The organism is Actinomadura sp. WAC 06369, assembly GCF_003947565.1.
Classification (GTDB): domain Bacteria; phylum Actinomycetota; class Actinomycetes; order Streptosporangiales; family Streptosporangiaceae; genus Spirillospora; species Spirillospora rifamycini.
Genome location: NZ_QHJN01000103.1, coordinates 22,327 through 29,808, shown reverse-complemented (window position 1 = coordinate 29,808; position 7,482 = coordinate 22,327). Strand labels below are relative to the sequence as shown.

Annotated in this window: 6 protein-coding genes and 1 tRNA gene; 5 read left to right on the top strand and 2 right to left on the bottom strand. The window is 75.6% G+C overall.

The window, feature by feature from the left end; translation table 11 throughout:
• The first annotated feature begins 184 nt into the window (after positions 1 to 184).
• Positions 185 to 1,453 (top strand): pyridoxal phosphate-dependent aminotransferase, encoded by a 1,269-nt coding sequence (locus tag DMH08_RS25385; protein WP_026406266.1) that lies wholly within the window; start codon positions 185 to 187, stop codon positions 1,451 to 1,453.
• Between the two features lie 120 nt (positions 1,454 to 1,573).
• Here DMH08_RS25385 and DMH08_RS40335 read toward each other — a convergent pair.
• Positions 1,574 to 1,645: transfer RNA gene (locus DMH08_RS40335), tRNA-Trp, on the bottom strand.
• Between the two features lie 315 nt (positions 1,646 to 1,960).
• On the opposite strand from DMH08_RS40335, the gene DMH08_RS25380 reads away from it, so the two are divergent.
• Complete coding sequence (locus tag DMH08_RS25380) at positions 1,961 to 2,533, top strand: hypothetical protein (protein WP_026406267.1); 573 nt, start codon at positions 1,961 to 1,963, stop codon at positions 2,531 to 2,533.
• A 514-nt stretch (positions 2,534 to 3,047) separates the two neighbouring features.
• Positions 3,048 to 3,605: a CGNR zinc finger domain-containing protein gene (locus DMH08_RS25375; protein ID WP_026406268.1), complete on the top strand. Its 558-nt coding sequence runs from the start codon at positions 3,048 to 3,050 to the stop codon at positions 3,603 to 3,605.
• Between the two features lie 31 nt (positions 3,606 to 3,636).
• Here DMH08_RS25375 and folP read toward each other — a convergent pair whose 3' ends face one another.
• Positions 3,637 to 4,494, bottom strand: coding sequence for a dihydropteroate synthase (gene folP / locus DMH08_RS25370; RefSeq protein WP_034522147.1), 858 nt, complete (start codon positions 4,492 to 4,494; stop codon positions 3,637 to 3,639).
• A gap of 257 nt (positions 4,495 to 4,751) precedes the next feature.
• Between folP and DMH08_RS25365 the strand changes: the two genes are divergently transcribed.
• Both DMH08_RS25365 and DMH08_RS25360 read left to right on the top strand, forming a co-directional pair.
• Positions 4,752 to 5,786: a GDP-mannose 4,6-dehydratase gene (locus DMH08_RS25365; protein ID WP_125618233.1), complete on the top strand. Its 1,035-nt coding sequence runs from the start codon at positions 4,752 to 4,754 to the stop codon at positions 5,784 to 5,786.
• A gap of 45 nt (positions 5,787 to 5,831) precedes the next feature.
• Positions 5,832 to 7,448: an MFS transporter gene (locus DMH08_RS25360; RefSeq protein WP_125618229.1), complete on the top strand. Its 1,617-nt coding sequence runs from the start codon at positions 5,832 to 5,834 to the stop codon at positions 7,446 to 7,448.
• Positions 7,449 to 7,482 lie beyond the last annotated feature (34 nt).

Below are 7,482 nucleotides of genomic sequence, written 5' to 3'. Positions count from 1 at the left end.
GCGCACCCCCGACCTGCGCGACCCCGACCTGCGCGACCCCGGCCTGGCCGCCGCCGGCCTGGCCGCCGTCCCGGTCCCGGACGCGCCCACGCTGGACGCCGCCGCCCTCGGCCGTCCGGCCGCCGACCGGTCCCGCCGCGCCGGGGACGTCCGTCCCGTCCCGTTCGCGCCGCGCCCGGTGCCGCTGTCGCCGACCCTCGCGGTGAACGAGGCCCTCGCCCGCAAGCGGAGCGAGGGGGTGCGGGTGCTGCCCCTCGGTTTCGGCGAGGCGGGCGTCCCCGTCCACCCGTCGCTGGCGCGCGAACTCGCCGCCGCGGCGGACCGGGGCGCCTACGGCCCGGTCGCCGGTTCCGAGGAGCTCCGCGCGGCCGCCGCCGGGTACTGGACGCGCCGCGGCGTGCCGACCGTCCCGGACGCGGTGGTGTGCGGGCCCGGGAGCAAGCCGCTGCTGTACGCGCTGCTGGCGTCCATCGGCGGCGACGTGGTCGTGCCCGCGCCGAGCTGGGTGTCCTACGCGGCGCAGGCGTCCCTGCTCGGCGGGGAGCCGCTGCACGTCGCGACCGCGCCGGGCGAGGGCGGGGTGCCGAGCCCGGCGCTGCTCGCCGACGCCGTGGTGCGGGCGCGGGCGCGGGGGCGCAGCGTCCGGTCGGTGATCGTCACGCTGCCCGACAACCCCACCGGCACGCTCGCGTCCGAGGAGACGGTCCGGCGGCTGTGCGCGGTCGCGCGGGACCTCGACCTCGTGATCGTCTCCGACGAGATCTACCGCGACCTCGTGCACGACCCCGCCCGGACGGTGCACTCGCCCGCGCGGTTCGCGCCGGAGCGGACGGTCGTGACGACGGCGCTGAGCAAGAGCCTCGCCGCGGGCGGGTGGCGGCTGGGGGTGGCGCGCCTGCCGGAGGGCCCGTTCGGCCGGGCGCTGCGCGACAGCCTGCTGGGCGTGGCGAGCGAGGTGTGGTCGAGCGCGCCCGCGCCGATGCAGCACGCCGCCGCGTACGCGCTCGCGGAGCCGCCCGAGCTGGTCGAGCACGTCGACCGCAGCCGCCGCCTGCACGCCGCCGTCACCGGCGCCGTCGCGGACCGGTTCGCCGCCGCGGGGGCGCGGGTGCGGCGCCCGGAGGCCGCCTTCTACCTGTACCCCGACTTCGGCCCGCTGCGGGAGGCGCTGCGCGCGGGGCACGGCGTCCGGACGGCGGCCGACCTGACCGGCCTGCTCCTCGACCGCTACGGCGTCGGCGTCCTGCCGGGCTGCGCGTTCGGCGACGCCCCGGACGCGCTGCGCATGCGGGTGGCGCCGAGCCTGCTGTACGGGCGGGACGACGAGGAGCGGCTCGCGGCGCTGGCGTCCCCGGACCCGGCGGCGCTGCCGTGGATCGCCGGCGCCCTGGACCGGCTCGGGGACGTCCTGGCGGACCTCGTGGAGACGGTGGGAGAGCCCGCGCTCGCCTGAGCGCGGGACGGCCCCGACGGGAGGGCCGCCGCGGCCCGGCCGCGGCGGCCCTCCCGTCCGTCACGACTCCGAAAGGAATTGCGGAGCGTAAGGGATCACGGCGCTTTCCGTGACGGCTTGCAGGGGCGGAGGGAGTCGAACCCACTTTCCGCCGGTTTTGGAGACCGGCCGCCTAACCGGTGGCTCACCCCTTCGTGGCATTCATCACCCGATGCGGCCAATGATCCACTCGTTCACCGGCGGCCGCAAAGGATTTCCGGACCACCGCGGCGGCGCCGGAAGGCCCGGCCGCACGGGGCCTGCGGCGGTCGCGGACGGCGAACCCGCATCATCCCCGACCGGCGCGGATAAGCGTGGTGTAAGGTCCTACGGCACACCGGGCGAACGCCGTGAAGCGGCCATGACGGGCCATGGAACGGGCATGGGGCGTGCCGCCCGGCATTCTCGTGGTAAACCCATGACAGCGTGATGTCACATAAGTGATGAAAGAAGGCGAGGGGGCCCGCCATGAGGCATGCACAGGACGGGGCTGCCGCGGCGATGAGCGCCGCCTCCCGGATCCTCGTCGCCCGGGGCAAGAACGAGCCCCAGGAGGTCGAGAACCCGGACGTCGCCTGGGGTCAGCGCGCCCGCGACGGGGTGTGGGTGCCGACCAAGGACGGCCAGCGGATCCACCTGGGCATCGACACCGCCGCGGCGGACACGGTCGCCCAGCTGCTGCGGCCCACCCTGCGGGTGTTCGTCGGCGTGGACGTCGACACCGACATCGTGGCGCAGACGACCGCGGGCGGGGTGCGCCTGCTGACCGTCATCCACGGTCCGGGGGCTCCGGCGGAGTTCCGGTTCCCGGTCTCCCTCGCCGACGGTCTCGCGCTCGAGTCGATGCCGTCCGGCGGCTACGACGTCGTCCACCTGCGGTACGGCGCGACCGTGGGACGGCTCTACAACCCGTGGGCGAGCGACTCGATGTTCCGCCAGGTCAAGGCCGACTACGTGCTGGACGGCCCGGTCGTGACCATGCGCGTGCAGCACGCCGACGCGTACTACCCCGTCGTCGCCGACCCCCACTACGCCCGCTGATCCGCCGCGCGCCACGTCACCGCCGCCCGTCCCCCCGCCCGTCTCCGGCCGCGGGACGGACGCGCTAGGAACGCGGCTCGCGGATCACGATCGGGTCCTCGAAGTCGGGCTCGCGGCTGATCTCCCCCAGCGTCTCCGCGCCGCTCTCGCCCCGGCGGTACAGGGCCGTCGGCTCGGCCCGACGAGCAGGATCGCGTCCGGGAGGCGGAGCCGTCCCGCCGGCGCGCGGGCGAGCAGCACCACGACGACGAGGAAGACGACGAAGAGCGGCTCCTCCACGTCGCTGATCCCTATCCGGAACGCGGCGCGGCACGCGTGCCGGGGCCGCCGGGATTTGGAACGTTCCCGCAGGGTGCGGGGGTCGCGACCGGCCGCGGCCGGGCCCGCGCGTCCTCGCGGGGCGGGCGGCGCGGGGCCGTCCCGGCGTCATAGGCTTGAGGCCGGGCCGCGTTCCGGCCCCCGCGGCGGCGTCCGGCGCAACGACCGCCCCGGTTCCCGGAAGACTGGACTCACCGTGATCTTCACTCATGACACCGAGCACGCGCTCGCCGTGGTCGTCGACCTGATCAACACCGGTGCCGCCGCGTCCGGCACCGAGGAGCTGGACGCGCTGCCCGGGCTGCGGGCGTTCGTGGAGCGCAACTCCTTCAGCGACCTGGGCGAGGTGACCGGGACGGACGTCGCCGCCGTCCGGCGGCTGCGCGACCGGTTCCACTCGGTCTTCCTCGCCGGAGAGGTGCCGGCGGCCGTCCGGCTCATCAACGACATCGTCGGCGAGGTCCGCACGACCCCCCACCTGACCGACCACGACGGCTACGACTGGCACGTCCACTTCTTCGCGCCCGGCGCCCCGCTCCCCGAGCACCTGGCGGCCGACTGCGGCATGGCCCTGGCGTACGTGGTGGCGGCCGGGGAACTGGACCGGCTGCGCACCTGCGAGGCGCCGGACTGCGACCGGGTGCTGGTGGACCTCTCCCGCAACCGGTGCCGCCGCTACTGCGACAGCCGGACGTGCGGGAACCGCATGCACGTCGCGGCGTACCGCGCCCGCCGCCGCGAGGCCGCGCTCTGACGGGGCGGCGGCCCCGCCGGCGGGGCCGCCGCTAACCGCGCGGCGCGGGCAGCGGCCCGAGGGCCGCGACGGCGTCGAGGGCGCGGCGCGCGGCGGCCGCGTCGTGGACGCGGAACACGCGGGCGCCGAGGACGGCCGAGACTCCGAGCACGGCGAGCGTCCCGGCGCCGCGCCCGTTTACGGGCCGGCCCAGGGTCTCCCCGATGAAGTCCTTGTTCGACACCGCCACCAGGACCGGCCAGCCGGTCGCGGTCAGCTCGCCGAGCCGCCGGGTGATCTCCAGCGAGTGCCGGGTGTTCTTGCCGAAGTCGTGCGCGGGGTCGATGAGGACGGCGTCCCGGCGCACCCCGAGGGACACGGCCCGCTCGGCCTCCGCGGTGACGTGCGCGACCACGTCGGCGACCACGTCGGCGTAGGCCGTCCGGTGCGGGCGGGTGCGGGGCTCCAGGGCGCCGGCGTGGGCGCAGACCAGGCCGATGCCGTGCGCGGCCGCGACCTCGGCGAGCCGCGGGTCGGGGCCGCCCCAGGTGTCGTTGAGCAGGTCGGCGCCCGCGGCCGCGACCGCCTCGCCGACCTCGGCGCGCCAGGTGTCGACGCTGATCACCACGTCGGGGTGGCGTTCCCGGACGGCCGCGACGAGGTCGACCACGCGGCGCAGCTCCTCGGCGACGCCCACGTCCTCGCCCGGCCCGGCCTTCACCCCGCCGATGTCGACGATGTCGGCGCCGGCCGCCACGGCCCGCCCGACCGCGTCCAGCGCCGCGTCGAAGCCGTAGGTGGCGCCCTTGTCGAAGAACGAGTCGGGGGTGCGGTTGACCACCGCCATGATCGCGTGCGGGCCGAGCTCGCGCCCGTTCAGCCGCAGCGGCGTCGTTTCCGGAGAGCCCATGATGAGCACAGATTCGCACACCCCCGGGCGGGGGCGCCAAGCGGTCCGCCGGACGGGCCGTGCGGAGCGCGTCCGGCCCCCGGACCGGCACTAGAAGCGAATTCGGTTCAAATGCCGCCCTCGCTCGTCAGCAACCCAACGAGGTCGCTAACCTCATATGTCATGCTCGTTGCGGGATTGCGTCCCCGCGGTGGGCCGCCGACCCGGTGGTCGCGGCCCGGACCGAGCAGCCCCGAACGAGCAGCATGGAGGATCCGCTGACCAGGCGAGCACTCATCACCGGCATCACCGGACAGGACGGCTCGTACCTGGCCGAGCATCTGCTCGCACAGGGGTACGAGGTGTGGGGTCTGGTGCGGGGTCAGGCGAACCCGCACGTCTCGCGGCTGCGCAAGCACGTCGGCGACGTGCGGATCACCACGGGCGACCTGCTGGACCAGAGCAGCCTCATCTCCGCGGTGGAACAGGTCCGGCCCGACGAGGTGTACAACCTCGGCGCGATCTCCTACGTCCCGATGTCCTGGCAGCAGGCGGAGCTCACCGCCGAGGTCACCGGCATGGGCGTGCTGCGGATGCTGGAGGCGATCCGCGTGGTGTCGGGCATCAGCCCGTCCCGGACGCCCGGCCGCGAGCAGATCCGCTTCTACCAGGCGTCGTCGTCGGAGATGTTCGGGATGGTCCGGGAGACGCCGCAGAACGAGCGGACGCCGTTCCACCCGCGCAGCCCGTACGGGGTCGCCAAGAGCTACGGGCACTACATCACCCAGAACTATCGCGAGTCGTACGGCATGTTCGCGGTCAGCGGGATCCTGTTCAACCACGAGTCGCCGCGCCGGGGCGCCGAGTTCGTCACCCGGAAAGTGTCGCTGGGCGTCGCCCGCATCAAGCTGGGCCTCGCCTCCGAGCTGCGCCTGGGGAACATGGACGCGCGCCGCGACTGGGGCTACGCGGGCGACTACGCCCGCGCGATGCGGCTGATGCTCGCCCAGGACTCCCCGGAGGACTTCGTCATCGGCACGGGGCAGACCCAGTCGGTGCGGGAACTGGTCGAGTTCGCGTTCCGCACGGCGGGCCTGAACTGGGAGGACCACGTCGTCCTGGACGCCAAGTACACCCGGCCCGCCGAGGTGGACCTGCTGTGCGCCGATCCGAAGAAGGCGCGCGAGCAGCTCGGCTGGGAGCCGGAGGTCACGTTCGAGGGCCTGGTCCGGATGATGGTGGAGTCGGACCTGCGGCTGCTCTCGGAGTCCGCGCGCCCCGAGGACGAGCCGTTCAGCCCCGACCACTGGTGACCCCTCCCCCGCGCTGACGGCCCGGCGGCGTGACACGATGCGACCATGGCTGACGTCGCCGCGGATCCGGGGAACGCCCGGCTGGGCACCGGACCGGGCCGCTGGATCCTCCTCGCGACCGTCCTCGGGTCGGGTCTGGCGCTGCTCGACGCCACGGTCGTCAACGTCGCGCTGCCCGCCATCGCCGACGACCTCGACGCGGACATCACGGGCCTGCAGTGGACCGTGAACGCCTACACGCTGACGCTGGCCGGGTTCATCCTGCTCGGCGGGTCGCTCGGCGACCGGTACGGGCGGCGGCGGATCTTCCTGCTCGGGGTGGTGTGGTTCGCGGCCGCGTCGGTGCTGTGCGCCGTCGCGCAGGACGTCGGGATGCTGGTGGTGTCCCGGGCGCTGCAGGGCGTGGGCGGGGCGCTCCTCACCCCGGGCTCGCTGGCGATCATCCAGGCGTCGTTCGCCCCGGACGACCGGCCCCGCGCGGTCGGCGCCTGGTCGGGGCTCGGCGGCATCGCCGGGGCCGTGGGGCCGTTCGCGGGCGGGTGGCTGGTGGAGGCCGCGGGCTGGCGGTGGGTGTTCCTGCTCAACGTGCCGCTCGCCGCCCTGGTGGTGCTGGTGGCGGCGCGGCACGTGCCCGAGAGCGCCGACCCGGACGCGGGCGGGCGGTTCGACGTGCTCGGCGCGGTGCTCGCGGCCCTCGCCCTCGCGGGCACGACGTACGCGCTGACGGAGGCGCCGAGCGGGCGGGCGCGTCCGCTCGTGGTGGCGGTCGCCGGGATCCTCGGCGCGGCGGCCGCGGCGGGGTTCCTCGCCGTGGAGCGGCGGCGCGGCGGCGGGCGGCGGCTGTCCGGCCGGGCCGGGGCGGACGTCCCCCGGCCGATGCTGCCGCTGGAGGTGTTCGCCGCCCGGCAGTTCTCGGCGGTGAACGCCGTGACGTTCCTGGTCTACGGCGGGATGGGCGTGCTGTTCTTCCTGCTCGTGCTGCATCTGCAGGTCGTGGGCGGGTTCTCGCCGGTCGCGGCGGGCGCGGCGCTGCTGCCGGTGACGGCGCTGATGCTGCTGCTGTCGGCGCGGGCGGGCGCGGTCGCGCAGAAGATCGGGCCGCGGTGGCCGATGGCGGGCGGGCTGCTGGTGGCGGCCGCGGGGATGCTGCTGGTCGGGCGGATCGGCGCGGGCGCGTCCTACGTCCGGGACGTGCTGCCCGCGGTGACCGTGTTCGGGCTGGGGCTGTCGGCGGTGGTCGCGCCGCTGACCGCGACGGTGCTGGCGACGGCGCGGTCCCGGCACGCCGGGGTGGCCAGCGGCGTCAACAACGCGGTGGCGCGGGCCGCGGGGCTGCTCGCGGTCGCGGCGATCCCACCGCTGACCGGCCTGACGGGCGGCGCGCTGCGCGATCCGGAGGCGTTCGCCGACGGGTTCGGCCTGTCGATGGCGGTGTGCGCCGCGCTGCTGGCGGCGGGGGCGGTGCTGACGCTGCTGACCGTCTCCGACGGCGCGCTGGTCGTCGCGGAGGGGGCGCACTGCGAGCCCCAGGCCCGCAGCCACTGCTCGGTCGGCGCTCCGCAGCTGCAGCCGGAGCCCGAGACCGTCCCCGACACGGGCGCCGGACACGGCGCCGGGCACGGGCAGGGGCACGGCGGGGGGCGCGCGGGCGAGCCCGGGTGAGGCCGTTTCGGGCCAGGTTCCGCCGTTGTCCGGA

Coding starts and splice junctions, on each gene's coding strand:
- DMH08_RS25380 (WP_026406267.1), top strand. CDS start 1,961: ATGAGGCATGCACAGGACGGGGCTGCCGCGGCGATGAGCGCCGCCTCC.
- folP (WP_034522147.1), bottom strand. CDS start 4,494: ATGGGCTCTCCGGAAACGACGCCGCTGCGGCTGAACGGGCGCGAGCTC.
- DMH08_RS25360 (WP_125618229.1), top strand. CDS start 5,832: ATGGCTGACGTCGCCGCGGATCCGGGGAACGCCCGGCTGGGCACCGGA.